The organism is Quisquiliibacterium transsilvanicum (genome assembly GCF_014202215.1).
GTDB classification, from domain to species: Bacteria; Pseudomonadota; Gammaproteobacteria; order Burkholderiales; family Burkholderiaceae_E; genus Quisquiliibacterium; species Quisquiliibacterium transsilvanicum.
Window position 1 is genome coordinate 404142 of record NZ_JACHGB010000005.1, and the last position, 24431, is coordinate 428572.

Sequence of the window (24431 nt, forward strand, 5' to 3'; positions counted from 1 at the left end):
CCGGGGCAGGTCGGTGCGCAGGAAATCGTCGTCGAGGGTGATCAGGGCTTCGCCGCGCAGGCGTGCGGGGGCGTAGGCGAAGCAGTCGCCGTGTCCGGCGGATCCAGGCGGACGAGGGCTCGTGTGCGGCCAGCGCAACCACCACCGAGGTGTCGACGATCATTGCCGCTTGCGCGCAGCTGGCGTGCCCGGGGCGGAGGAGGCAGGGGAGGTGGCCAGGGCGCCGTCCATCTCCCGGTCGAGCACGGCGTCGAGGCTGGCCATGGGTGGACGGCCGGGCGCCGCTTGAGGCAACAGGTTCTCCAGCAGAGAGAAGTCTCGCGGCAGGGCGGCGCGGTAAGGGGCTGCGGCCTCCTGGACGGCGAGCCGGATGGCCTCCGACTTGCTGCGCAGGCCGCGGTGGCGCATCAGCGCCTCCAGGGAGGCCTCGAACTCCGCACTTACGTGAAGGTTGATCTGGGGCATCGCGAGCTCGCCGCCTACACCTCCCGCATCACCCGTTCGTAGAAGGTCCGCTCGTCCATCGTCTTAAGTCCCTCCGAGACCACCACGCCCCGGGGGCAGTACGCGAGCACCTCGCGCTCGAGGTCGATTCCCGGCGCGATCTCCAATCCGGCGCTCGCCACGGTGGCGCCGTCGGGGACCAGCGCCGCGGCCTCGGCCGCGGTGGCAATCCTCACTCAGACGCCCCAGGTGATCTCGCGCTCCGCGGCGGCGGCATCCTTGAGCATCTGGATGAAGGGCCAGGCGCGTTGCCCAAGGCTGACGACCGGGGTGCGGTCCTTCTCGGCGCCCTCGTCCTCGCCCTCGTCTTCAGGGGCCGCCTCCTTCGTGCTCTCCTTGGCGCGGCGCTCCGCTTCCCGCTCTGCCTCGACTGCGGCCTCGAGCGTCCGGATCGCGTCCGGCATGCGGTCGGGCAGGATGATTCCCTGCGAGCCGGGTTCCTTGCCGATGATGGCGAGGATGCGCTCGGCCACCTTCTGGGTCATTACCACCGTTCCGGTGGCGCGGCATTTGAATTCGTAGATCATGGCTGGGTCTCCTGTGTAGGCCGGCTGCTACCATTATCCGATGAGATTCCTGCTGGCCGCGCTCGCGGCGCTTCTGGTCACCGCCTGCTCGCCCGACTACAACTGGCGCGAGGTCCGTTCCCCCGAACAGGGCTACCTGGTGATGCTCCCCGGCAAGCCCGCCACCATGACCCGCACCATCCGCCTGGACGCGCTCGAGGTGCCCATGACCATGCAGGGCGCACGGGTCGGCGAGGCCTCCTTCACGGTCGCGGTGGCCGTGCTGCCCGGCGACGATCCAGCCACCCGGGCGGCCGCTGTCGCGGCGATGCGCGCCGGCATGTTGCAGAACATCGGCGGAACCGAACGCGAGGCGGTGGCGGTGCGTGTGCCCGTAGTCGACGGCGCCGGCGCGCCGCTGGGCGACGAGCACGGTGTGCGCGTCGACGCCGAAGGCCGCGTGCGCGAGCAGAAGATGTCGATGCGCGCAGGCTTCGCCAGCCGCGGCGACCGGGCCTACCAGTGGGTGGCGATCGGAGCTTCGCTCGACGAGGAACAGGCGCGCACCTTCCTCGATTCCTTCCGGCTCACGCCCGCCGTTCCTTGAGCCCGAATCCGAATCCCCTGCGCGGCCGCCCGGCGGTCGTGGTCTTCGCGTGCTTCGCCGCGGGCTACTTCCTGTCCTTCGCGCTGCGCTCGGTCAACGCGGTGATCGCGCCGGAGCTCACCCGGGAGTTCGGGCTGACCAATGCGGAGCTCGGCTCGCTTTCTGCAGCCTATTTCCTCGGCTTCTCGCTGCTGCAGCTGCCGCTGGGCATCTGGCTCGACCGCTACGGGTCGCGGCGCGTGAACGCGGGACTTCTCCTCGTGGCGGCGGTGGGATGCGCGCTGTTCGCGGTGGCGCCCAACGTCGGCACGCTCTGGGCGGGGCGTGCCCTGATCGGCGTGGGCGTTGCGGGCGCGCTGATGGCGGCGCTCAAGGGCTACCGCTTCTGGTACGCACCGAGGCGCCTGCAGCAGCTCACCGCGTGGATGCTGATGGCGGGCACCGCCGGGGCGCTGTCGGCCACGGTTCCGGTGCAGCGCATGCTGCCGCTGCTGGGCTGGCGCGGAGTGTTCTGGCTGGTGGGGCTGCTGCTGCTGGTGGTGGCGGTGGCGCTGTTCCGCCTCGTGCCGCGCGACGAAGAGCATGCGACTGCCGCCAGTGCGGCGCGCGCTGCTGCGTCGGCGCGTCCCGGCAGTTACGGCGAAGTGTTCCGCGATGGCTATTTCTGGCGCTTCGGGGTGCTGGCGGTGCTGCCGCAGGCGTCCTATGTGTCGCTGCAGACCCTGTGGGCGGGCCCCTGGTTCGTCGATGTGCTGGGCATGGCGCCGTCGCGCGCCGCCGAGGCGCTGTTCGCGTTCAGCCTGGCGTCGGTGATCGGCTTCTACGTGCAGAGCTGGCTGGTGCCGCGCATCGAGCGCAAGGGCTGGCCGATGGTCCGCTATGCGGCGACCGGGATGGTCCTGCTGATGACGATGAAGCTGTCGATCGCCCTGGTCGGCGCGCCGTGGGCCTGGATGCTGTGGGTGCCGCTGGCGCTGTCGGCCACCTGCTTCCCCGCCGTGCAGACGCACGTCAGCCTGTCGTTCCGGCCCGAGCTGACCGGCCGGGTCTACACCTCGCTGAACATGGTGCTGTTCGTCAGCATCTTCGTCACGCAGTGGATGTTCGGCGTCGCGATCGATGCGCTGGAGGGGCTGGGCTGGCAGCGTCCGGAGGCCTTCCGGACGGCGCTGGGGCTCTGGCTGGTGTTCGAGGTCGCGGCGCTCGGCTGGCTGCTGCTCTCGAAGGCGCGCGCGCCGCTCGCCAGGGCGGCGGCAGCTGCGTGAGCGCAGGGGCGGTGCAGACCGCCCCTTGGGACGGCCCCGCGGCCAGTGCGCAGGCGAGGCCTGCGGATACCCGCCGCGGGTGGTCCGGGATCAGCCCTTGGCGGGCGGATCGAAGTTGATGACGGGGTTCGGCTGCGGGAAGGGCTCGGCGCGGTACAGGCTGTTGGCCAGGTTGTGCGGCTCGCGCGCGGCTTCCTCGAAGGTGAGCACCGGCGCGCCGCAGCAGTCGACCTTCGCGGCCAGCACGGCCCACTCGTCGCGGGTCTTGGTCGCGAAGACCTCGCCGAAGCGCTTCTGGGTGTGTGCCCAGGTGGACGGATCGTTCTGCTTCGCGGGGTCGAGTTCACCATTCAGGCCGAGCATGTCGAGCAGCAGGACGTAGAACTTGGCCTCGATCGCGCCGACAGAGAAAAACTTGCCGTCCTTGGTCTTGTAGACGCGGTAGTAGGGACGGCCGCCGTCGAGCATGTTGGTCTCGCGGTCCATCTTCCAGAGGCCGGCGGACATCATGCCGAAGAAGATCGGCGTCAGGCCCACGGTGCCGGCCAGGATGCTGGTCTCGACCACGCCGCCCTTGCCGCTGACCGCGCGCTGCACCAGCTTCGAGAGCACGCCCACCAGCAGGTGCATTGCGCCGCCGCCGAAGTCGGCGACCAGATTCAGCGGGGGCACCGGCGCTTCGGCCGGGCCGATGGACTGCAGCGCCCCGGCCAGCGCCAGGTAGTTGATGTCATGGCCGGCGCGCTCGGCCAGCTCGCCCTTGGTTCCCCAGCCGGACAGGCGGCCGATCACCAGGCGCGGGTACTTCGCCAGCAGCTTGTCCGGGGCCAGGCCCAGGCGCTCCAGCACGCCGGGGCGGAAGCCCTCGAGCAGCACGTCGGCGTCGGCCAGCAGCTTGTCCAGCTCGGCCATGCCCGCGGCCGTCTTCAGGTCGGTGTAGACCGCGGTCTTGCCGGCGTTCAGCAGATCGGCCTTGTTGGCCATCGGCACGCCCAGCTTGGTGTCGGCCGGCGGCGAGACGCGGTAGACGTTCGCGCCCAGGTTGCGGGCCAGCATTCCGGCGAAAGGCACCGGGCCGATCGCGTGGAGTTCGACGATCTTGACGCCGGAAAGAGGGAGATTGGCTTGTGAATTGGACATCTTGGTGGCTTCGCTCGAGGTTGTCGGGGTGCGCCGGCGAGGGCGGCGGGTGGAACCGGGAATGATGACCGGGCGGGAGACGATCGGCAAATCGGGGGCGCCGCCGAACGAGACGAGACCTGGCGCGGACGCTCAGCCGGCGCCCAGCGCGCGCCGCATCTGGATTGCCTCGGCGACGTGGGCGGCGTCCACGGCAGGCGCCGCGGCCAGGTCGGCGACGGTGCGCGCCACCCGAAGCACCCGGTGCCAGGACCGGGCGGACCAGCCCAGCCTGGCTGCCGCGTCGCGCAGCAGAGCGCGCGCGGCCTCGCCGGGCACGCAGTGGCGGTCGGTGTCGCCCGGGCCGAGCAGGGCATTGGGCATTCCCTGGCGCGCCCGCTGGCGCCCGGCTGCGTCCCGCACACGCGCGCGAATCGCGTCGGTCGGCTCGCCCGAGGGCCCGCGCTCGAGTTCCTCCGGCGGCACCGGCTCCACTTCGATGCGCAGGTCGATGCGGTCCAGCAAGGGGCCGGACACGCTGCGCTGGTAGCGCGCGATGCGGTCCGGCGGGCAGGTGCAGGGGCGCAGCCGGCTGCCGGCGTAGCCGCAGGGGCAGGGGTTCATTGCAGCGACCAGCTGGAAACGTGCCGGAAAGGTGGCCTGGCGGGCGGCCCGCGAGACGGTGATTTCGCCGGACTCCAGCGGCTCGCGCAGCGCTTCCAGCGCTGCGGAGTGGAACTCCGGGAGCTCGTCCAGGAACAGCACGCCGCGGTGGGAGAGGCTCACCTCGCCGGGGCGCGGCGGGCTGCCGCCGCCGGCCAGCGCCACCGGTGAGGCGGTGTGGTGCGGGCTGCGGAAAGGCCGCCGGCCCCAGCAGGCGGGGTCGAAGCGGGCGGCGACCGACTGGACGAGCGCGCACTCCAGCGCCTCCTCGGCGTCCATAGGGGGCAGCAGCCCGGCGAAGCGCTGCGCAAGCATGCTCTTGCCCGCTCCCGGCGAGCCGACCATCAGCAGCGAGTGGCCTCCGGCTGCCGCCACCTCCAGCGCCCTGCGCGCGAACCACTGGCCGCGCACGTCGCTGAAATCCGTCTGTGCCCCGGCAGGGGGCTCGGGCGCTTCGCCGCCGACGCATTCCAGCGCAGACGCGCCGCGCAGGTGCTCGTACACCTCCACCAGGGTGGCTGCAGCGAGCGCGCAGCGTTCCGGGGCCAGCGAAGCCTCCGCCCGGCACCCCGCGGGAATCACCAGGCGCCGTCGCGGGACGCAGCAGCGCAGCGCGAGCGCCATCGCGAGCACGCCGCGGATGGGGCGCACCTCGCCGGTGAGAGAGAGCTCTCCGACCAGCTCCACCTCCGCGAGCGCCTCCGGCGGCAGCTGGCCGCTGGCGGCAAGAATGCCGACCGCGATGGGCAGGTCGAAGCGGCCGGAGTCCTTGGGCAGGTCTGCGGGCGTCAGGTTGACCGTGAGGCGCCGGTTGGGGAACTCGAAGCCGCAGTGCAGCAGCGCGGCCCGCACCCGGTCGCGGCTCTCGCGCACCGCCGCCTGCGGCAGGCCGACGATGGTGAATGCCGGCAGCCCGTTGCCCAGGTGCACCTCGACCAGCACTTCCGGCGCGTGCAGGCCGAGCAGGGCACGGGAACGGACGACGGCGAGGGACATGGTGCAGCCTGCGGATGGGGTGCTGCCAGTCTAGGGGCGTTGCCAGCGCGCCGGGGCGCGATCGCCTCCGACCGATGGCTCGGGGCGATGGCCGACCCACCCGACCGTGCCGCCCCGGCGCACCGTGCGCCGCGGCTTCTCTATACTGGGCCGAAACAGAACCCCCATCCGGAGACAACAGCCAGTGAACCAGCCCCTGCCGTCCACCGCCCTCCAGCTCCGCTCCCTCGTCCGCGGCAGCGGCGAGCTCGAGCTCTCGCTTGCCGAGATCCCCGTCCCCGTCCCGAACGCCGACGAGGTCCTGATCCGCATCGAGGCCGCGCCGATCAACCCGTCCGACCAGGGCCTGCTGTTCGGCGCGGCCGACATGTCCGCGGCGGTGCAGTCCGGCACGGCTGCGCGGCCGGTGGTCACCGCGCCCATCGCGGCGCAGGCCATGCCCGCGATGGCCGGACGTCTCGACGAGTCGATGCCGGTGGGCAACGAGGGCGCGGGCACGGTGGTGCAGGCTGGCGCCTCGCCCGCGGCGCAGGCGCTGCTGGGCAGGGTCGTCGCGGTGATCGGCGGCGCGATGTACAGCGAATACCGCTGCGTGAAGGCCGCCGACTGCCTGGTGCTGCCGCAGGGCGCCACTGCGGTCGAGGGCGCCTCCTGCTTCGTCAATCCGCTCACCGCGCTCGGCATGGTCGAGACGATGCGGCTCGAAGGCCACAAGGCGCTGGTGCACACCGCTGCCGCCTCCAACCTCGGCCAGATGCTCAACCGCATCTGTCTGAAGGACGGAGTGGGGCTGGTCAACGTGGTGCGCAGCCCGGCGCAGGCCGCGCTGCTGAAGTCGCAGGGCGCGGTGCACGTCTGCGATTCCAGCGCACCGGACTTCCGGGAGGCGCTCACCGAGGCGCTCGTGGCCACCGGCGCCACCATCGCCTTCGACGCGATCGGCGGCGGCCGCCTTGCCGGCCAGATCCTCGGCTGCATGGAGACGGCAATCAACCGCAGCGCGGCCGAGTACAGCCGCTACGGCTCGTCCATCCACAAGCAGGTCTATCTCTACGGCAGCCTGGACCGCTCCGCCACCGTGGTCGAGCGCAACTTCGGCATGGCCTGGAGCATGGGCGGCTGGCTGCTGTTTCCGTTCCTCAAGCGCGTGGGGCCGGAGGCAGCGCAGCGGCTGCGCGAGCGCGTGGCCGCCGAGCTCAAGACCACCTTCGCCAGCAAGTACACCCGGGAAGTATCGCTGGCCGAGGCGCTGACGCTGGAGGCGATCGCTGCCTATGGCAAGCGCGCCACCGGCGAGAAGTACCTGATCCTGCCCAACCGCGCCTGACCCGCGCACCCATCGGGAGAAGCGGATGTCCTGGTTCCTCGCCGCCCTGCTGTCGGGCCTGTTCGTGCTGGCCATGCTCCTGCCCTCGCTGGCGGTGAGCGTGCGCCGCCTCCACGACATCGGCCGCTCGGGCTGGTGGCTGCTGGTGTCCTTCATCCCGCTGATCGGCGCCATCGTGCTGCTGGTCTTCGCCTTGCGTGACGGCGACGCCGGCGACAACGCTTACGGTCCGAACCCGAAGGGGAGCTGAATGCCGAAACGCCTGGTGATCATCGGCGCCGATGCCGCTGGCATGTCCGCCGCGGCGCAGGTCCGCCGGCTCGCGAAGCCGGACGAGTTCGACATCCTCGCCTTCGAGCGCGGCCGCCACACCTCCTACGCCGCCTGCGGCCTGCCCTATCTGGTCGGCGGCTTCGTCGAGGGCCCGGAGCGGCTGGTGGCGCGCAGCCCCGAGGAGCATCGCGCCCGCGGCATCGACGTGCGCATCCGCCACGAGGTGCTGGCCATCGACCCGAAGGCGCGGACCGTCACGGTCCGCGACCTGGAGTCGGGAGCAGAGCGCGCCGAGCGCTACGACGAGCTGCTGATCGCGACCGGCGCCTCGGGCGTGATGCCGCCCTGGCCCGGCGCCGACGCGAAGGGCGTGCTGCAGCTGCGCACGCTGGACGACGCGGCCGAACTGCAGCGGCTGATCGACGGCGGCGCGCGGCGCGCGGTGGTGGTGGGCGCGGGCTACATCGGCCTGGAGGTGGCCGAGGCGCTGGTCGAGCGCGGCCTCGAGGTGACCGTGGTCGAGCGGCTGGACGCGCCGATGGGATCGGTGCTGGACGCGGACATGGCCGGGGCGGTTGCCGAGGCGATGCGTTCGGCCGGCGTGGACCTGCGGCTGGGCAGTTCGGTGGAGGGCTTCGACACGAAGGACGGCCGCGTCAGCGCGGTGCGAACCGACGGCGGGGCCATCGCTGCCGACGTGGTGGTGGTCGGGCTCGGCGTTCGCGCGAACTCGGGGCTGGCCCGCGAGGCCGGCATCTCGGTGGGCGAGGCCGGCGGCATCCTGGTCGACGACCACATGCGCACCGGCACCCCGCACGTCTGGGCGGCGGGCGACTGCGTCGAGTCGAGACACCGCGTCAGCGGCGCCTCGATGGTCGTGGCGCTGGGCACTCACGCCAACAAGCAGGGGCGCGCCGCGGGAACGAACATCGCCGGAGGCGACGACAGCTTCGGCGGCGTGCTCGGCACCGCGGTCACCCGCTTCGGCAGCCTCGAGATCGGCGTCACCGGGCTCACCGAGCGGGATGCGGCCAAAGCGGGCTTCGATGCGGTGGGCGTGGTCACCGAGTCGTTGACGCGCGCCCATTACTACCCAGGCGCGCAGCCGATCCGGATCAAGGTGCTTGCCGAGCGGGCCAGCGGCAGGCTGCTGGGCGCCCAGATCGTGGGCGGGGAGGCGGCGGGCAAGCGCATCGACGTGCTCGCGACGGCGCTCTGGAACGGGATGACCGTCGACGAAATCGGCGGCATGGACCTGTCCTATGCTCCGCCGTTCTCACCGGTCTGGGATCCGGTGCTGCTGGCGGCGGGCAAGGCGGCCGCCGCGCTCTGAGCGCCAGTGTCTGACATCGAGCAGGCGCGGGCGAAGCAGGCGCGGATGCACGGGCCTGAAGGCCCGGGCTCGCGCGCCCGGGCCGGAACTCCCGCGCCGTAACTTCCCCTGCTGCGTTCCGCCAAGCCGGCCCGTCAAAGACCTTTCAGGAATTCCACCAGCAGTTCGTTCACCTGCTGCGCGCGCTCGCGCTGGATCCAGTGGCCGGCGCCCTCGAGGATGTGGCAGCCGCGCAGCCCGGGCAGCGTGGTCGCGAACGCGTCGATCTGCTTCCTGGAGGCCGGGAACTTCATCACGCCATCGCGCGAGCCGGCGATGAACATCGAGGGCTGGCGTATCGGGCAGCCGCGCCACGGCATCAGCAGCTCGCGGTTGCGGCGCAGGTTGCGGTACCAGTTCAGCCCTCCGCGGAAGCCCGCGCGGCGGAACTCGCCCGCATACCAGGCGAGGTCGGCCTCGGTGAGCCAGGGCGGCAGCACCTCGGGGTCGACGGTGCCGGCCAGGAAGCCCTTGTCGAAGTCGACGCGGCCGAAGGAGGCGCGCTCGGGCGCATCGCCCGAGCTGCTGAACTGGATGCGCCGCACCGTGGCGTCGATGTCGCGCTCGAACTCGGCCTCGGCCACGCCACGGGCCTGGAAGTACTGCATGTAGAAGTCGTGGATGCCGATCTTCTCCATCGCTGTCAGCAGGTCGATGCGGGCCGGCGGCGTGTAGGGCACGCTCATGCCCGCCACCGCGCGGAACAGGTCCGGCCGCAGCAGCGCGCAGTGCCAGGCGACCGGCGCGCCCCAGTCGTGGCCGACCACCACGGCCTCGCGCTCGCCCAGCGCCTGCACCAGGTCGACCATGTCGCCGACCAGGTGCAGCAGCGAGTACTGGTCGACGTCGGCCGGTGCATCGGTGCCGCCGTAGCCGCGCATGTCCGGCGCCACCGCGCGCCAGCCGGCCTTCGCGGCCGCGGCCATCTGGTGCTTCCAGGAATACCAGGACTCGGGCCAGCCGTGGCAGAAGAGGACCAGCGGGCCGCTGCCCTGTTCGGCCACGCGCATCGTGATGCCGTTGACCTGCAGTGAGTGGAGTTTCGGTTCGTTCATCGGCTCTTCCGGCGGTGGTGCAGGTCGTGGACGGCCGCGCCCGGCGTGCTGACGCGCCGGACGGCCGCGAAGGCGCGTCTCAGGGCCGGATCGAAAAACTGGCCCGGCCCGGGGTGCGCACCGGTTCGGCCAGCCGCGCGAATTCGCACAGCAGCGAGCGTGTCTTGCGCGGGTCGACGATCTCCTCGACCCAGAACTTCTCGGCGGTGCGGTAGGGCGAGCGCAGCGCGTTGAGCCGCTCCTCGATCTCGGCCAGCTTCGCCTGCGGGTCTTCCGCGGCGTCGATTTCGGCGCGGTAGGCGGCCTCGATCCCGCCTTCCAGCGGCAGCGAGCCCCAATAGGCCGACGGCCAGGCGTAGCGCAGCGATAGCCGGCCGCCCGGCTGGTGCGCGGCGCCCGCGACGCCGAAGGCGTTGCGAACGATCATCGTGCACCAGGGGATGGTGGTCTGGTTCATGGCGGCCATCGCGCGCACTCCGTGGCGGATGGTCGCGGTCTTCTCGGCCTCCAGGCCGATCAGGAAGCCGGGGCAGTCCATCAGGTAGACCACCGGCAGGTGGAAGGTCTCTGCGAGGTCGACGTAGCGGATCACCTTCTGGCAGGTTTCGGAGTTCCAGGAGCCGCCGTAGTGGTAGGGGTCGCTGGCCAGCATCAGCACGGGGTGGCCGCCCAGGCGCGCCAGCCCGGCGATGATCGAGCGGCCAAAGTTGCGGCCCATCTCGAAGAAGGAGCCCTTGTCGACCACCGACTCGATGAGCGGGCGCATCTTGTAAATCTTGCGCCGGTCGCGCGGGATCACCGACAGCAGCGCCTCGTCGCTGCGCTCGGGGTCGTCGTCGCAGGCGGTGACTGGGGGCAGGGCGTGCACCGACGAGGGCAGGTAGGACAGGAAGCGGCGCGCCGCCTCGAAGGCGTCGTCCTCGGTGTCGACCGCCAGGTCGATCGCGCCGGCGCGGGTCTGGATGTCGGCGCCGCCCAGTTCCTGCTTGCTCAGCGGCTGGCCAAGCCGCGCCACCAGCGGCGGGCCGGCGACGAACATCGCCGAATCGCGGGTCATCACAGAGAAGTGGCTGGAGGCCAGCCGGGCCGCGCCCAGGCCGGCCACCGAGCCCAGGCCCAGGCCGATCACCGGAACCTGCGCCAGGTTGGCTGTCATGTAGTAGAAGCCGCGGGTACCGCCCACCCCGCCCGGCAGGTTGGCGGCGCCCTTGGTCTCGATGGTCTTCACCGATCCGCCGCCGCCCGAGCCCTCGATGATGCGGATGATCGGCAGCCGGAACTCGCTGGCCATCTCCTCGGCCATCAGCGGCTTGGCGCTGATCGACGCGTCCGCGGAGCCGCCGCGCACGGTGAAGTCGTCGCCCACCACGACCACCGGACGCCCATCCACCTTGCCTCGGCCGAACACGCAGTTGGCCGGGGTGACGGTCTTGAGCTTCGCGTGCTCGTCGTAATCGCCGATGCCCGACAGCGTGCCCACCTCGTGGAAGCTGCCGGCGTCGAGCATCCGGCCGATGCGTTCGCGCACAGTGAGCCGGCCGGCGTCATGCTGGCGCTTCACCTTGTCGGCGCCGCCCATCTGGTGGGCGAGCGCCTCGCGCCTTGCAAGTTCGTCCAGTTCCGGCTGCCAGCTCATCGGGTGCTCCTCTGTTCGTCGTGTCTTGTCGTGGTGCTGCATGGTCGTTGCCGTTCGCGTCCGGCGCCGCAGGCGCGGGCCAGCCGCAAGCGCCCCGGCCTGAAGGGTCGGCCAGCATAGCAAGGCGGGGCCTCTCTCCCCCGCGCCCCGGGCCTCATTCCGGACCCCCGGCCGCGCGCCTTTCGGCGCCGCGATTCTTCTATGATGCAAAGGCCCGCCACCTGCAGCGGGCGCCGCGCCGGTCCGCCCGGCGCAGGACAACGACATTGGAGACAAGGATGGAAGCGCAGACGAGCGGTTCCCTGCGGGACGAGGTCTGGGCGATGCCGCTCGACCGGTTCGACGTCAGCAAGGGCTACCTGTTCCAGGACGACATCGTCGAGCTGTATTTCGAGCGCCTGCGCAAGGAGGCGCCGGTGCACCTGTGCCAGAGCAAGCGCTACGGCCCCTACTGGTCGGTGACGTCCTACCGGCACATCGTCGAGGTGGAGCAGCATCACCAGGTGTTCTCGTCCGAGATGAAGCGCGGCGGCATCGCGCTGGCCGAGCGGCCGCCCGAGGAGATGTTCCCGAGTTTCATCGGCATGGATCCGCCGCGTCACACCGAGCAGCGCAGCACGGTGAGCCCGATGTTCACGCCGCAGCATCTGGCCACGATGGAGTCCACGATCCGCGGCCATGCGGCCGAGATCCTCGACGGGCTGCCGGTGGGCGAGGAGTTCGACTGGGTGAAGCGGGTGTCGATCGAGCTCACCACGCGGATGCTCGCGATGCTGTTCGACTTCCCCTTCGAGGATCGCTCGAAGCTGACCTGGTGGTCCGACATGGCCACCGGCGACCCGGACGGCAACGGCGCGGTCACCTCGTGGGAGATGCGCATCGGCGAGCTGAAAGCCTGCCGCGACCGCTTCGTGCAGCTCTGGAACGAGCGGGTCAACGCCGCGCCGCGCAACGACCTGATCTCGATGCTCGCGCACTCGCCGGCCACGCGGAACATGGATCCGGACGAGTACCTGGGCAATGTCATCCTGCTGATCGTCGGCGGCAACGACACCACGCGCAACTCGATCAGCGGCAGCCTGCTGGCGCTGAACCGCTTCCCGGACCAGTACGCGAAGCTGCGCGCCAACCCGGAGCTGGTGGCTGGAATGGTGCCCGAGATCATCCGCTGGCAGACGCCGCTGGCGCACATGCGCCGCACCGCCACGCAGAACTACCTGCTCGGCGGCCAGCAGATCCGCGCCGGCGACAAGGTGGTGATGTGGTACCTGTCGGCCAACCGCGACGAGCAGGCGATCGAGCGGCCGCACGAGTTCATCGTCGACCGCCCGCGCCCCAAGCATCACCTCGCCTTCGGCTTCGGCATCCACCACTGCGTGGGCAACCGGCTGGCGGAGCTGCAGCTGCGCGTGCTGTGGGAAGAGATCCTGAAGCGTTATCCGGTCATCGAGATCACCGGCCAGCCGCTGCGCACCAGGTCCAACTTCGTGCATGGGTTCGTGTCGATGCCGGTGCGGATCCCGGCGCGCGTCGACCGGAGCTGAAGCCACGCCGCCCCGGGCCATGCCGCCCGGGAAGGCCGCCCGGGAATGCCGCCCGGGAATGCGGACGGGGACGGCCGCAAGGCACGTCCCCGTCCGCATCGCCGACGCACTGCACGCCGGCGCCGGTCAGCCGCGCTCAATCACTGCGGCAGGATCACCCTGTCGATCACGTGGATCACGCCGTTGCTGGTCAGCACGTCGGTGGCCACGATGTTCGCGCTGCGGCCGCGCTGGTCCAGGATCGCCAGCGTCGGGGTCACCGTGAGGGTCTGGCCCTGCAGCGTTGCGACCGGCGTGCCCACCGGCACCTCGGCCTTCAGCACCCGGCTGCCGAGCACGTGGTAGGTGAGCACCTGGGTCAGCAGAGGCTTGTCGGCCAGCAACTGATCTTTGGTGACGCCGAGTTCGCCGAGCAGCGCGGCGAAGGCGGCGTTGGTCGGCGCGAACACCGTGAACGGACCGGCGCCCGACAGCGCGCCCTGCAGGTCGGCGGCGACCACCGCCTCGACCAGGATGCTGAAGTCCGGCAGACCCAGCGCGGTCTCGACGATGTTCCTGTCGGCCGGCAGGAGCACCCGGTCGATCGCATGGACCACGCCGTTGCTCGCCTCGATGTCGGTGGCGATGATCTTCGAGGTCCGGTTGCGGCCGTCGGTGATCACCAGGTCGGCGCCCACGGCGTCCACCTTGAAGATCCCGCCCTGAACGGTGGCGAGCGCCTTGCCGGCCGGCACCGCCACCTTGGGAACTGCGCCGCGCAGCACGTGGTAGCTGAGCACCTGGGTCAGCAGGGGCTTGTCGGCCAGCAGCTGGTCCTTGGTGACGCCGAGCTCGCCCAGCAGCGCGGCGAAGGCGTCGTTGGTCGGCGCGAAGACCGTGAACGGGCCGTCATCCGAGAGCGTGCCGGCCAGACCGGCGGCCGTGACCGCCTCGGCGAGGATGCTGAACCTGGGGTCGTTCTGGGCGATCTCGGCGATGTTGTCCTTGTCGTCGCTGCCACTGCTGCAGGCGGCGAGAACGCCGACGGTGCCGGCCAGGACCAGGGCCTTGAACCACTTGAGCATGGTGATGTCTCCGGATGTTGGGGAATCGGCTGGGCGCGACGCCGTTGACGACGGCCGCTGCCGGATTCTGCACTGGATCGTTCACCAATACAACAAGATGGTCAAACAATGACCAAGGAGTTCATTTCACGTCGCCGTGGTGCTCGGAATACGGCGGCGCTTCACCGCTCCGGGAGGCTCCAGGGCGGCAGGACACTGCCTTGCTCCGCCCCGGCCTCCGTCCGGCATCAGCCCTGCGACTTCATGTACAGCTTCTGCATGCCGCCCAGCCAGCGGTCGTAGTCGGCGGTCTTGTTGCGCATGTAGTCGAGCACCTGCGGGTGCGGCAGCACCAGGAAGCGGCGCTCGCGCATCGTCTTCAGCACCTCTTCGGCGACCGTGTCCGCGCTGAGGATTCCGTCGACGCCCGCCGAGCCGCCGTCGTCTGGGACCATGCCGGTGCGCACCGCCTGCGGGCACAGGCAGGACACGTCCAGTCCGCGGCGGCCATAGGCGATCGACAGCCACTCGGCGAAGGCCACTGCGGCGTGCTTGGTGACACCGTAGGGCGCCGATTCGACGATGTTCAGCAGGCCCGCCGCGGAGGCGGTGATCACGAACTGACCCTCGCCGCGCGCCAGCATCGGCTCGACCACCGCGCGCGCCGCCCACACGTGGGCCATCACGTGGATCCGCCACATCGCGTCCCAGAGTTCGTCCGGCGCCTCGGGGCCGCCGTGGCCGAGGATGCCGGCGTTCGAGAAGAACACGTCGACCCGGCCGTAGCGTTTTTCGGCCTCGGCCACCAGGCGTTTGAGGTCGTCCTCGCGGCCGACGTCGCAGCGCACCGCGAGCCCGCCCACCTGGTCGGCGACAGTCTTGAGCGCCGCCTCGTTCAGGTCGGCAACGACCACGCCGGCTGCGCCTTCCGCGGCGAATTTCAGCGCCGTGGCGCGGCCGATGCCGCTGGCGCCGCCGGTGATGACTGCGACCTTGCCCTTGATGTCCATTCGATTCCTCCGTGTCGGTTCGGGTTGCCCGGGCAATGTAACCGAGCGGGTCCGCGATGCCGCAGAATGACGGATCCGAACATTCCGATCGTCCGCGCCCGTGTCCTTCTTCAACCTCTACCGTCACAACTTCGTCCGGGTCGCGGTCTGCGTCCCACAGGTCCGGGTCGCCGATCCCGCCTACAACGCCGGCCAGACGGTGGCGCTGGCGCGCCAGGCAGCGGAGCGCGGTGCGCTGGTCGCGGTGTTCCCCGAGCTCGGCCTGACCGCCTACACCTGTGACGACCTCTTCCACCAGCAGGCGCTGCTGGACGCCGCGCAGGCGGCGCTCGCCACGGTGCTCGAGGACACCCGGGCGCTCGAGCTGGTCGTCGCGGTGGGACTGCCGGTGGCGGTCGACGGGCTGCTCTACAACTGCGCTGCGCTGCTGCATCGCGGCCGCATCCTGGGCGTCACGCCCAAGACCTACCTGCCCAATTACCGCGAGTTCTACGAGCTGCGGCAGTTCGCGCCGGCGGACACCGCGCTGCGCGACAGCATCGACCTGGCCGGGCAGCGCGGCGTGCCCTTCGGCAGTCGCCTGCTGTTCCGTTGCGCGAGCCAGCCGCTGCTCACGCTGCACATGGAAATCTGCGAGGACCTGTGGACGCCGATCCCGCCCTCGTCACACGCGGCGCTGGCCGGCGCCACCGTACTGCTCAACCTGTCGGCATCGAACGTTTTGGTCGGCAAGGACGTCTACCGGCGCCAGCTGGCCGCGAACCAGTCGGCGCGCTGCCTGGCGGCCTACGCCTACAGCGCGGCCGGCACCGGGGAGTCGACCACCGACATGGCCTGGGACGGCCACGGGCTGGTCTGCGAAAACGGCTCGCTGCTCGCCGAGACCGAGCGCTTCCACGATGGCGCGCAGATGGTCGTCGCCGACGTCGACCTCGACCGGATCGCGCAGGACCGGATGCGCCAGAACAGCTTCGCCGCCTCGGTGCGCGCGCACGCGGCGCAGCTCGAGGGCTTCCGCACCGTGGAGTTCGACGCGGCGCTCAAGCTCGATGCGCAGCTGCTGCTCGAGCGCAGCTACGAGCGCTTCCCCTACGTTCCCTCCGACCCCGCGACCCGCGACGCGCGCTGCCGCGAGGTCTACGACATCCAGGTGCAGGGGCTGGTCACGCGGCTGCGTTCGATGCGCGCGAAGAAGGTCGTCATCGGCGTCTCCGGCGGCCTGGACTCCACGCAGGCGCTGATCGTCTGCGCCCGGGCGATGGATCTGATGGGGCTGCCGCGCGCCAACATCCTCGCCTACACGATGCCCGGCTTCGCCACCGGTGACCGCACCCGCGACCAGGCCCATCGGCTGATGGAGGCGGTGGGCGCCACCGGCCGCGAAATCGACATCCGGCCGAGCTGCCTGCAGATGCTGCGCGACATCGGCCATCCCTTCGCCGACGGCCAGCCGGTCTACGACGTCACCTTCGAAAACGTGCAGGCCGGCGAGCGCACCAGCCACCTGTTCCGGCTCGCCAACCTGCACGACGCCCCGGTGATCGGCACCGGCGACCTCTCCGAGCTTGCGCTCGGCTGGTGCACCTACGGCGTGGGCGACCAGATGTCGCACTACAACGTCAACGCCAGCGTTCCCAAGACCCTGATCCAGTTCCTCATCCGCCACGAGGCGCGCGAGGGCGGACTGGGGGCGCAGGCCAGCCGGGCGCTCGAGGACGTGCTGGCCACCGAGATCAGCCCGGAGCTGGTGCCCGAGGGCGCTGACGGGCAGGTGCAGCGCAGCGAAGCGAGCGTGGGCCCCTACGAGCTGCAGGACTTCCACCTCTACTACACGCTGCGCTACGGCTTTCCGCCGGCCAAGGTCGCCTTCCTGGCCTGGACCGCCTGGCGCGATGCCGCACGCGGCAGCTGGCCCGACTTCCCCGAGCATGCGCGCAACGCCTACCCGATCGGCGAGATCCGGCGCTGGCTCGGCGTCTTCCTCGAGCGTTTCTTCGGCCGCTCTCAGTACAAGCGCAGCGCGATGCCCAACGGGCCCAAGGTCGGCTCAGGCGGCTCGCTGTCGCCGCGCAGCGACTGGCGCGCGCCCAGCGACGGGGTTGCCGCGCCGTGGCTGGCGGCGCTGGAGGAAGTGCCGGAAACGGAGTCCGCGCCGCGCTGAGTGCCCCGGCGCAGTCGGGCGTTCGGGTTCGTCGGACGCGTCTGGCTGCTCGGGCGCATGCCGGCGTTCCGGTTCGTCGGGCGCGTCCGGCTGCGGCGGGTGCGCCGACGCTTTCGACGCGGTATCTTCGACCGGTCCGCCGCGGCGGCGGACCGGGACGCCTCCCGGGCGCCCGTCTGTCGAATCGACCCCACGGGAGTCCGCATGGCGATCTACGAACTGCGCACCTACGACATCATCGTCGGCAAGATGGGCGAGGTGGCCCAGCTCTACAAGAATGAAGGCTGGCCGGCGCTGCAGAAGCATCCGCAGAAGCTGGTCGGTTACTTCACCGGTGACATCGGCGCGCTCAACCAGCTGGTCCACCTCTGGAAGTTCGACGACGACGCCGACCGCCGCGCGTTCTGGGCAGGCGTGTTCGCCGACGCCGAGTTCATGGCATTCGCCGGCAAGCTGCGCCCGCTGATCGCCGCGCAGCAGAACAAGCTGATGATGTCGGCGCCCTGGGGGCCCACGCCCTGATGCGGACGTCTGCGCCGCCGCCGGCGTCCGTGGCCCCGGCGGCCCGCATCGCCTTGCAGCGCGCGCAGTGAACGCCCGGCTCACGCCGCGGCTGGCGCTGCTGCTGGTGCTGCCGCCGCTGCTCTGGGCGGGCAACGCGGTGGTCGGCCGGCTGGCCGCCGGGCAGGTGCCGCCAGTGACGCTCAACGCGCTGCGCTGGCTGCTGGCGCTGCTGATCCTGCTGCCGATCGGCTGGAGCGCGGTCGGCACGCCGCGCGCGCGCCGCGAGGTGCTGGCCCGCTGGCGCCCGCTGGCCCTGCTGGGGCTGTTCGGAATCGGCAGCTACAACGCGCTGCAGTACCTGGCGCTGACCACCTCGTCGGCGCTGAACGTCACCCTGATCCTGTCGAGCACACCGGTCTGGATGCTGCTGATCGGCGCGCTGGTCTACCGCGAACGTCCTGGCCGGCGCGCGATGATGGGTGCCGCGCTGTCGCTGGCGGGCGTCGCGGTGGTGCTCACCCGCGGCGACCTGTCGCAGCTCGCGTCGGTGCGCTTCGTGCCGGGCGACCTGCTGATGCTGGCCGGCGCCTTCGTCTGGGCCTGCTACAGCTGGCTGCTGGCGCGCCCGCCGGCGTCGCTGGCCATCGGCGCGCGTCCGGACTGGGACTGGGCGGCCTTCCTGCTGGTGCAGGTGATGTTCGGCGCCGCCTGGGCGGCCGTCTGGGCGGGCATCGAGGTGGCCGTCGCGCCGGCGCCCATCCTCTGGTCGCCCTGGGTGCTGGTCGCGCTGGTCTACGTGGCGATCGGGCCGTCGCTGATCGCCTACCGCTGCTGGGGCCTTGGCGTGGCCGCCGTGGGGCCGTCGGTCGCCAGCCTGTTCGGCAACCTCACGCCGCTGTTCGCTGCGATCCTGTCCGCGCTGCTGGTCGGCGAGATGCCGCGTCCCTTCCACGGCGCGGCCTTCCTGCTGATCGTGATCGGCATCCTGGTTTCGGCGCGGCCGGCCCGCAGCACGAGCCGAGCCTGAGCGTCGAGTTCAGGCCGCAGACGACGACCTCATGGACGAGGCCCTGAAGGCCACGGGCCTCAAGACCAAGAAGGAAGCCGTCGAGCTTGGCCTCAAGACCCTGATCAGGCTGAAGAAGCAGGCAGCAATCAAGGGCTTCCGGGGCAAGCTGAGCTGGCAGGGTGACCTCGCGGAGCTGAGGGCTGCCCGGTGATCGTGGTCGACTCCGGCGTCTGGATCGACTACTTCAACGGCGTTGCGAGCCCCGCAACCGACCGGCTCGACGCCCTGCTCGGGGTCGAGCCTCTGGCCGTGGGCGACGTGATCCTCGCCGAAGTGCTCCAGGGCTTCCGGAGCGATGCGGACTACAGGACCGCCAGGAGCCTCATGAGCTCGCTGATCGTCGTCGGCATGCTTGGCGAAGCCAACGCGATCAGATGCGCCGACAACTTCAGGGCCTTGCGCAAACGTGGCGTCACTATCCGCAAGACGATCGACGTCTTCATCGCCACGTACTGCATCGAGAACAAGTGCCCGCTGCTGTTTCAGGACCAGGACTTCCTGCTCTTCGTCGAGCACCTGGGCCTCGTGCCCGTCATCAGAAGCGAATGACGCGTCGCGATGCTGCGGGTGCGGCTCGCGACGCTATCGGCCAGGCGCGCGACGCGGCGTCCCTCAGGTCTCCAGCCGGTACGCGTCGCCAAAGCGCACCACCCGGCCGGCGCTGCAGCCGGCGAAGTGGGTGCCGATCACCAGCGTGCGGGTGCCGGCCAGCCGGCCGAACACCTCGTGGCGGGTGCGGGTGGACTGCGCGGAATCGAAGTCGACGGTGGCCGCCCAGTCGGGCCGCGCCATCTGGCAGGGGTGGTGGATGAAGTCGCCGGTGATCAGCGCCTCTTCGCCCTTCGACGAAATTGCCACGCTGACGTGACCGGGCGTGTGACCCACGGTGGGCACCAGGCGGACTTCGTCGCAGATCCGGTGATCGGTCTCCACCAGGTCGACGAGGCCGGCCTCGAACACCGGCCGGACCGAATCCGCGAACACCGCCGCCTGCTCGTCGTTGTCACGCTCGTCGCGCCAGTACTCGAACTCGGTGCGGGCCATCAGGTAGCGCGCGTTCGGGAAGGTGGGCACCCAGCGGCCGTCGACCAGCATGGTGTTCCATCCGACGTGGTCCACGTGCAGGTGGGTGCACATGACGGTGTCGATCGACTCGCGCGGAAAGCCGGCCGCGGCCAGGTCATCGAGGAAGGGGCCCTGCAGGTCGTTCCAGGTGGGCACGTGGCGGCCCTGCTTCTCGTTGCCCAGGCAGGTGTCGACGATGATCCGCCGCCCGCCGGCCTCGATGACCAGCGCGTGGATGCTCATCTTGAGCCGGCCCTCGTCGGTCATGAAGTGGGGCTTCATCCACTCCATGCCGAGCACCGCCTCGGCGGTGGCCTGTGGCAGGATGAACCGCGTGCCGCCGGTGGCCTCCAGCTCGACGATCTTGGTCACGGTGACGTCGCCGATCTTCCATTTCATCCGGGTCTCCTCCTGGGTTCGGCGGGCGCCGCCGGGGCGCAGCGGGCGCGCCCCGCGAGAGCGCCCGGGTCGCCGCCGACCGTAGCACAGGGCCGCCCGCGATGGTCAGCGGTGGTCCGGACTGGTGGGGTTGCACCGTTCCGGATGTGTGGCCATTGCGCCCGGATTGGCCGGGCCCCTTGCGCCTCGCCGACGGGGCCGTTCCGACATCCGCGCGGGCGCATCGCCGGCGCCCGCTGCCGACCGCGATGCCGGTCCTCGGTCGGGTACAGTCGGCGCATCCATTTGGAGGCCAGACCAACCGTGTCCATCATCCTTGTCCGCCACGGCGAGACCGCGCTGAATGCGTCCCGCGTGATCCAGCCGCCCGACACCCCGCTGAGCGAACGCGGCTTCGGCCAGGCGCACGCGGTTGCGCGCCGGCTCGCCGGCCTGGCGCCCGCCGCCATCCTGAGCAGCGACCTGGCGCGCGCCGCGCAGACCGCCGACGCGATCGCCGCCGCCACCGGCCTGCCGGTGGAGCCGACCGAGCTGCTGCATGAGCGCAACTTCGGCGCGCTGCGCGGCAAGGCCTACGACAGCCTGGGCTACGACCCGATCCACGACGAGAAGGCCGCGCCGGGCGGCGAGTCGATGGAGGTCTTCCGCGCGCGGGTCGCATCCGCCTTCGACAGGATGCTCGCGCTGCGCGCGTCGCTGGCCGGGCCGCTGGTCGTGGTCTCGCACGGCCTGGTGATCCGGGTGCTGCTGGAGCGGCACCTGCGCCTGCCGCTGGGCACTGCCGCCCCGGAGCGGCTGGCCAACACCTCGGTGACCATCTTCGCGCCCGATTCGCCCTGGGAGGCGAGCGTGGTGAACTGCGCGATCCACCTCGAGGGCGACCTCAGCGACGACCAGCGCGCGATCGCCGGCGTCTGAGCCGGAACAGAACGACAAGAGCCCAGGAGCCCCCGTCATGAACATCCCGCCCGCCCTCGCGGACCGTCACGTCCAGCCCTTCGCGGCCCAGGACATCCGCACGCTGCTCGAGGTCCAGGCGCAGTTGCGCCGCGACCATCCCTTCCTGGTGTGGCGCCCGTTCAGCGGGCCGGCGCGCAGCTGGACCTACGGCCAGTTCCTCGAGCGGGTCCGGCGCTTCGCGGCGGGGTTGCACGGCAGGGGCGTGCGCGCCGGCGACCGCGTCCTGGTCCACCTGGACAACTGCCCGGAGACGATCATCGCCTGGTTCGGCTGCGCCTGGATGGGCGCGGTTGCGGTGACCACCAACGCCAAGTCCAGCGCCGACGAGCTCGCCTATTTCGCCGGCCATTCGGGCGCGATCGCCGGCATCACCCAGCCGAAGTTCGCGCAGCTGGTCGCCGGCGCCTGCCGCGAGCTGCGCTGGCTGGCGATCACCGAGACCGACAACGGCGACGATGCCGGCCCCAACCGTCCGGAGCCGGGGCAGTCCTTCGAGCGCATCGACGGCGACCCCGGGTCGCTGCCGGAGCGGCCGCGCGACCCGATGGCGCCGTTCAGCGTCCAGTACACCTCGGGCACCACCTCCCGGCCCAAGGGCGTGCTGTGGACGCACGCCAATGCGCTGTGGGGCGCTCGGGTCAACGCCGATCACCAGACGCTGCGCGCCGACGACGTCCACCTGGTGGCGCTGCCGCTGTTCCACACCAATGCGCAGGCCTACTCGGTGCTGGCCACCCTGTGGGCGGGCGCCACCGCGGTGATCCTGCCGCGCTTCTCCGCGAGCCGCTTCTGGGAGATCTCGCTGGAGCATCGCTGCACCTGGTTCTCGATGGTGCCCTTCTGCTCCCGCGCGATCATGGACCAGGAGGTGCCGCAGCATCACTACCGGCTGTGGGGCAGCGGGGTCTGCGAGCCCCCCACCGATGCGCACTTCAGGGTCAAGACCCTCGGCTGGTGGGGCATGACTGAAACCATCACCCACGGCACGATCGGCTCGGTGCACCTGCCCAATGCCTCGCTGTCGATGGGCCGCGCGGCGCCGGAGTACGGCATCCGGGTGTCGGTCGACGGCCGTCCGGCGCAGCCCGGCGAGACCGGCGATCTGTCGATCCTCGGCGTGCGCGGCCTGTCGCTGTTCGCCGAGTACCTGAACAACCCGCAGGCGACTGCCGACGCCTTCGACGCGGACGGCTACTTCCAGACCGGCGACCGGGTCACGGTGGGCGCCGACGGCTGGCTCTACTTCGCCGACCGTTCGAAGGACATGCTCAAGGTCGGCGGCGAGAACGTCGCCGCCTCCGAGATCGAGCGGGTCATCCTGACCGTGCCCGGCGTGCTCGAGGCGGCAGTGGTGGCGCGCAAGGACCGCATGCTGGACGAGGTGCCGGTGGCCTTCGTGCGCGCGCCCGAGGTGCCGGTCGCGCAGCGCGCGGCGCTGGCGAAGGCGGTCGAGGACGCCTGCCGGACGGCGCTGGCCGACTTCAAGCGGCCGCGGGAGGTGCGGGTGGTCGACGAGCTGCCGCGCTCGACCCTGGAGAAGATCGCCAAGGCCGAACTTCGCAAGCTGATCGAGGTGGAGCAGCCGCAGGGCTGAGGAACCCGCCGCCGCGGAGCCTTCGCTTCGCTTCGCGGCGCGGGCGGCCTGGCGCAGGCGCATCGCCCGCGGCAGCGCCGCGGCCGGTTCAGCCCTGGAAGGGGTTGGCGAACGCGAACATCATCGCGATGCCCACGCCGATCAGAAAGGCCGCGTCGATCAGGCCGGCGAGCAGGAACATCTTGGTCTGCAGCTTGTCCATCAGCTCCGGCTGCCGTGCCGAGGCCTCGATGTACTTGCCGCCCATCATTCCGATGCCGATGCAGGCGCCCAGCGCGCCCAGGCTGATGATCAGTCCGCAGGCGATCGCGACGAGTGCGACGTTGGTCATGGCTGCTCTCCGGTGGGTGTCGTGGAGCGTCCATCCTGCGCGTCGGCGCGCACCGCGCCAATGACCCCGGAGGTAGGGGCGCTGCGTTCCGCCTCGAGCCGGGTGACGCTTTCCTCGAGTTGCGCGATGCGTCCCCGCAGCGACGCGAGCAGCGCGGCGTAGTCGTCGAACTCCTCGCGGGTGACCAGCTCGAGCCGCTGGAAGGCCTGGCCGAGCACGGCCTTCAGGTTGCGCTCGACGTCGCCTGCCGGGCTGGTGCGCATCAGCTCGCTCAGTCGGGCCTGCAGGTCCTGGAGGATGTTCTGCTTGTCGGTGCTCATGCTGGATTCCGGTCGGTGCGGGTGTCTTCCTTGCCGTTCCGAGGGGTCCGGGCCGGGGGCCGGCGGGAGGCCGAGGCAGTCTAGCACGCGTGTTCCGGCCTCCATGCACCGGACTGGTGCATCGCAAGCGACTGCACCAATCGGATGCGCCATCGGTGCGCCATCAGGGTCGTCGGGCGCATCGATCAAGGTGCGCCGCGGCACGTCAAGGCCGGAAAAGCATCCTGGCACGAGAAATGCAGTGCTGTTCCCACCGGCCAGCGTTGAGTCGACGCCGGCCCGAGAAACCTGACTTCAACCGGAGAGGACCGAAATGAACAAGCTGATCGCAGTCGCGGGTTTCGCAGCCACCGTATCGACCCTGGCGGCGCTGCCGTCCGTCGCGGTCGCGCAGGACAAGGCGGCGGAATCGCCCCATACCTTCGCCGGCAACATGAGCCTGGTGAGCGAGTACCGCTTCCGCGGCCTGGCCCAGACCGACTTCCGTCCCGCGCTGCAGGGCGGCTTCGACTACAGCCACGCCAGCGGCTTCTACCTGGGCACCTGGGCCTCGAACATCAGCTGGCTCTCTGATGCCGGCGCAGGCAGCGGCAGCAGCCTGGAGCTCGACGTCTACGGCGGCTACCGCGGCAAGGTGGGCGAGTTCGGCTACGACGTCGGCCTGCTCCAGTACTACTACCCGGGCAACTTCTCGGCCTGGACCGGCGCCGGCAATCCGAAGCCGAACACCCTCGAGGCCTACGTTGCCGGTTCCTGGCAGATGCTGACGGTGAAGTACTCGCACGCGGTCAGCGACCTGTTCGGCACGCCCGACAGCAAGGGCTCGAACTACCTCGAGCTGAACGGCGCCTTCGACGTCGGCGCCGGCTTCGGCCTGGCCGCGCACGTCGGCCGCCAGAAGGTCAAGAACGCAAGCGCCTGCACCTATACCGACTGGAAGCTTGGCCTGACCAAGTCCTTCGTCGGTCTCGACTGGGGCCTCGCCTACGTGGACACCAATGCCAAGGACGCCTGCTACATGAACTACAGGAACAAGAACCTCGGCAAGGAAGCGCTGGTCCTGTCAGTCGGCAAGACGTTCTGAGCGTTCTGCGCCGCCACTACACGG

The 24431-nt window shown here is 70.7% G+C and carries 26 protein-coding genes; 14 read left to right on the plus strand and 12 right to left on the minus strand.

The annotated features are described in order from the left end of the window. Positions 1–159 precede the first annotated feature (159 nt). Genes HNQ70_RS14330 through HNQ70_RS14340 form a run of 3 tightly spaced genes read right to left on the minus strand, consistent with a single transcriptional unit; the run spans position 160 to position 1031 of the window. Positions 160–465 (minus strand): ribbon-helix-helix protein, CopG family, encoded by a 306-nt coding sequence (locus HNQ70_RS14330; RefSeq protein WP_183968805.1) that lies wholly within the window; start codon positions 463–465, stop codon positions 160–162. A 14-nt stretch (positions 466–479) separates the two neighbouring features. Continuing rightward, positions 480–680, minus strand: coding sequence for a hypothetical protein (locus HNQ70_RS14335; protein WP_183968807.1), 201 nt, complete (start codon positions 678–680; stop codon positions 480–482). Then, positions 681–1031, minus strand: coding sequence for a DUF1840 domain-containing protein (locus HNQ70_RS14340; RefSeq protein ID WP_183968809.1), 351 nt, complete (start codon positions 1029–1031; stop codon positions 681–683). Between the two features lie 40 nt (positions 1032–1071). Here HNQ70_RS14340 and HNQ70_RS14345 point away from each other — a divergent pair, with 40 nt between their 5' ends. Both HNQ70_RS14345 and HNQ70_RS14350 read left to right on the plus strand, forming a co-directional pair. Beyond that, positions 1072–1617, plus strand: a complete 546-nt coding sequence (locus HNQ70_RS14345; protein WP_183968811.1) for a hypothetical protein — start codon at positions 1072–1074, stop codon at positions 1615–1617. Continuing rightward, on the plus strand, positions 1614–2882 hold the full coding sequence (locus HNQ70_RS14350; RefSeq protein WP_183968813.1) for an MFS transporter: 1269 nt from the start codon (positions 1614–1616) through the stop codon (positions 2880–2882). The genes HNQ70_RS14345 and HNQ70_RS14350 overlap by 4 nt, the downstream gene beginning before the upstream one ends. Positions 2883–2972: 90 nt before the next feature. Here the strand turns inward: HNQ70_RS14350 and HNQ70_RS14355 are convergent, their stop codons facing one another. Together HNQ70_RS14355 and HNQ70_RS14360 are read right to left on the minus strand one after the other, a co-directional pair. Continuing rightward, entirely contained in the window at positions 2973–4022 is a 1050-nt protein-coding gene (locus HNQ70_RS14355; protein WP_183968815.1) for a CaiB/BaiF CoA transferase family protein, read from the minus strand. A gap of 132 nt (positions 4023–4154) precedes the next feature. Beyond that, positions 4155–5660, minus strand: a complete 1506-nt coding sequence (locus HNQ70_RS14360) for a YifB family Mg chelatase-like AAA ATPase (protein WP_183968817.1) — start codon at positions 5658–5660, stop codon at positions 4155–4157. 184 nt (positions 5661–5844) lie between these two features. On the opposite strand from HNQ70_RS14360, the gene HNQ70_RS14365 reads away from it, so the two are divergent. Genes HNQ70_RS14365 through HNQ70_RS14375 form a run of 3 tightly spaced genes read left to right on the plus strand, consistent with a single transcriptional unit; the run spans position 5845 to position 8593 of the window. Then, the gene (locus tag HNQ70_RS14365) at positions 5845–6987 is read left to right on the plus strand and encodes an MDR/zinc-dependent alcohol dehydrogenase-like family protein (protein ID WP_183968819.1); all 1143 of its coding nucleotides are present in this window, start codon (positions 5845–5847) and stop codon (positions 6985–6987) included. A gap of 25 nt (positions 6988–7012) precedes the next feature. After that, positions 7013–7237 carry a DUF805 domain-containing protein gene (locus HNQ70_RS14370; RefSeq protein ID WP_183968821.1) on the plus strand — a complete coding sequence of 75 codons (225 nt, stop codon included), beginning with the start codon at positions 7013–7015 and terminating at the stop codon, positions 7235–7237. After that, positions 7238–8593: an FAD-dependent oxidoreductase gene (locus HNQ70_RS14375; RefSeq protein ID WP_183968823.1), complete on the plus strand. Its 1356-nt coding sequence runs from the start codon at positions 7238–7240 to the stop codon at positions 8591–8593. 134 nt (positions 8594–8727) lie between these two features. Here the strand turns inward: HNQ70_RS14375 and HNQ70_RS14380 are convergent, their stop codons facing one another. Then, positions 8728–9687, minus strand: coding sequence for an alpha/beta fold hydrolase (locus HNQ70_RS14380; RefSeq protein ID WP_183968825.1), 960 nt, complete (start codon positions 9685–9687; stop codon positions 8728–8730). Positions 9688–9766: 79 nt separating this feature from the next. Next, on the minus strand, positions 9767–11323 hold the full coding sequence (locus HNQ70_RS14385) for an acyl-CoA carboxylase subunit beta (RefSeq protein ID WP_183968827.1): 1557 nt from the start codon (positions 11321–11323) through the stop codon (positions 9767–9769). Between the two features lie 278 nt (positions 11324–11601). On the opposite strand from HNQ70_RS14385, the gene HNQ70_RS14390 reads away from it, so the two are divergent. Continuing rightward, complete coding sequence (locus tag HNQ70_RS14390) at positions 11602–12867, plus strand: cytochrome P450 (RefSeq protein ID WP_183968828.1); 1266 nt, start codon at positions 11602–11604, stop codon at positions 12865–12867. A 140-nt stretch (positions 12868–13007) separates the two neighbouring features. On the opposite strand, the gene HNQ70_RS14395 is transcribed toward HNQ70_RS14390, so the two are convergent. Both HNQ70_RS14395 and HNQ70_RS14400 read right to left on the minus strand, forming a co-directional pair. Beyond that, on the minus strand, positions 13008–13931 hold the full coding sequence (locus HNQ70_RS14395) for a fasciclin domain-containing protein (RefSeq protein WP_183968830.1): 924 nt from the start codon (positions 13929–13931) through the stop codon (positions 13008–13010). A 227-nt stretch (positions 13932–14158) separates the two neighbouring features. After that, the gene (locus HNQ70_RS14400; RefSeq protein ID WP_183968832.1) at positions 14159–14920 is read right to left on the minus strand and encodes an SDR family oxidoreductase; all 762 of its coding nucleotides are present in this window, start codon (positions 14918–14920) and stop codon (positions 14159–14161) included. A gap of 100 nt (positions 14921–15020) precedes the next feature. On the opposite strand from HNQ70_RS14400, the gene HNQ70_RS14405 reads away from it, so the two are divergent. From HNQ70_RS14405 to vapC, 5 genes are all read left to right on the plus strand, one after another. After that, entirely contained in the window at positions 15021–17081 is a 2061-nt protein-coding gene (locus HNQ70_RS14405; RefSeq protein ID WP_343060795.1) for an NAD(+) synthase, read from the plus strand. A gap of 204 nt (positions 17082–17285) precedes the next feature. Then, positions 17286–17603, plus strand: coding sequence for an NIPSNAP family protein (locus tag HNQ70_RS14410; protein ID WP_183968834.1), 318 nt, complete (start codon positions 17286–17288; stop codon positions 17601–17603). Positions 17604–17670: 67 nt separating this feature from the next. Next, positions 17671–18612, plus strand: coding sequence for an EamA family transporter (locus HNQ70_RS14415; protein ID WP_183968836.1), 942 nt, complete (start codon positions 17671–17673; stop codon positions 18610–18612). Between the two features lie 31 nt (positions 18613–18643). Further along, positions 18644–18805 (plus strand): type II toxin-antitoxin system VapB family antitoxin, encoded by a 162-nt coding sequence (locus tag HNQ70_RS14420; RefSeq protein WP_183968838.1) that lies wholly within the window; start codon positions 18644–18646, stop codon positions 18803–18805. Next, positions 18802–19203, plus strand: coding sequence for a type II toxin-antitoxin system VapC family toxin (gene vapC / locus HNQ70_RS14425; RefSeq protein ID WP_183968840.1), 402 nt, complete (start codon positions 18802–18804; stop codon positions 19201–19203). The genes HNQ70_RS14420 and vapC overlap by 4 nt, the downstream gene beginning before the upstream one ends. A gap of 63 nt (positions 19204–19266) precedes the next feature. On the opposite strand, the gene HNQ70_RS14430 is transcribed toward vapC, so the two are convergent. Further along, positions 19267–20118 (minus strand): MBL fold metallo-hydrolase, encoded by an 852-nt coding sequence (locus HNQ70_RS14430; protein WP_183968842.1) that lies wholly within the window; start codon positions 20116–20118, stop codon positions 19267–19269. A 303-nt stretch (positions 20119–20421) separates the two neighbouring features. Between HNQ70_RS14430 and HNQ70_RS14435 the strand changes: the two genes are divergently transcribed. Both HNQ70_RS14435 and HNQ70_RS14440 read left to right on the plus strand, forming a co-directional pair. Beyond that, entirely contained in the window at positions 20422–21036 is a 615-nt protein-coding gene (locus HNQ70_RS14435) for a histidine phosphatase family protein (protein ID WP_183968845.1), read from the plus strand. 37 nt (positions 21037–21073) lie between these two features. Further along, complete coding sequence (locus HNQ70_RS14440) at positions 21074–22672, plus strand: AMP-binding protein (protein ID WP_183968847.1); 1599 nt, start codon at positions 21074–21076, stop codon at positions 22670–22672. An 88-nt stretch (positions 22673–22760) separates the two neighbouring features. Here HNQ70_RS14440 and atpE read toward each other — a convergent pair whose 3' ends face one another. Together atpE and HNQ70_RS14450 are read right to left on the minus strand one after the other, a co-directional pair. Then, on the minus strand, positions 22761–23003 hold the full coding sequence (gene atpE, locus HNQ70_RS14445; protein WP_183968849.1) for a F0F1 ATP synthase subunit C: 243 nt from the start codon (positions 23001–23003) through the stop codon (positions 22761–22763). Beyond that, a complete protein-coding gene (locus HNQ70_RS14450) occupies positions 23000–23323 on the minus strand; it encodes an accessory factor UbiK family protein (RefSeq protein ID WP_183968851.1) in 324 nt (107 codons plus the stop codon). The genes atpE and HNQ70_RS14450 overlap by 4 nt, the downstream gene beginning before the upstream one ends. A 313-nt stretch (positions 23324–23636) precedes the next feature. On the opposite strand from HNQ70_RS14450, the gene HNQ70_RS14455 reads away from it, so the two are divergent. Continuing rightward, positions 23637–24407 carry a TorF family putative porin gene (locus HNQ70_RS14455; RefSeq protein WP_183968853.1) on the plus strand — a complete coding sequence of 257 codons (771 nt, stop codon included), beginning with the start codon at positions 23637–23639 and terminating at the stop codon, positions 24405–24407. Positions 24408–24431 lie beyond the last annotated feature (24 nt).